The following is a 499-nucleotide window of genomic DNA, read 5'->3' on the forward strand; positions in this document are numbered from 1 at the left end:
GAGTTATGTATGATAACTTGAATAATAAAATGTCTTCCGAGAATTATTTAATAGGGGATCAGCATGCAACATACTTTGTAACATTTACTATCATAGATTGGATAGATGTTTTTACAAGAATTGAGTACAAGGACATAATTGTGGATTCATTAAAGTTTTGTCAGGAAAATAAAAAGTTAAGAATCTTTGCATGGGTACTAATGACGAATCATCTGCATATGATATGTAAAACTGAAGATTCTCAAAGGTTAAGTGACTTCATTCGGGATTTTAAACAATTTACGGCTAAGACTCTTTTAAAGATGATTGAAGAAGGAAAGGAGAGTAGAAAAGAATGGATGTTATATCGTTTTCAGTATGCTGGTAAATTTGATAATAGAATTAAAAAATACAGATTCTGGCAAGATAAAAGTCATCCTGTTTTGATGGATAGTAATATTAAACTTGACCAAAGGATTAACTATATTCATAATAATCCGGTTAAAGCAGGATGGGTGGT

Annotated in this window: 1 protein-coding gene; it reads left to right on the forward strand. The window is 30.5% G+C overall.

Going from position 1 to position 499, the window contains the following annotated elements:
- The coding region (locus tag ACRD62_RS22485) for an REP-associated tyrosine transposase (RefSeq protein WP_430822328.1) at positions 1-499 on the forward strand (499 nt) is incomplete at both ends.

It is taken from the genome of Carboxylicivirga caseinilyticus (genome assembly GCF_050589785.1).
GTDB lineage: Bacteria > Bacteroidota > Bacteroidia > Bacteroidales > Marinilabiliaceae > Carboxylicivirga > Carboxylicivirga caseinilyticus.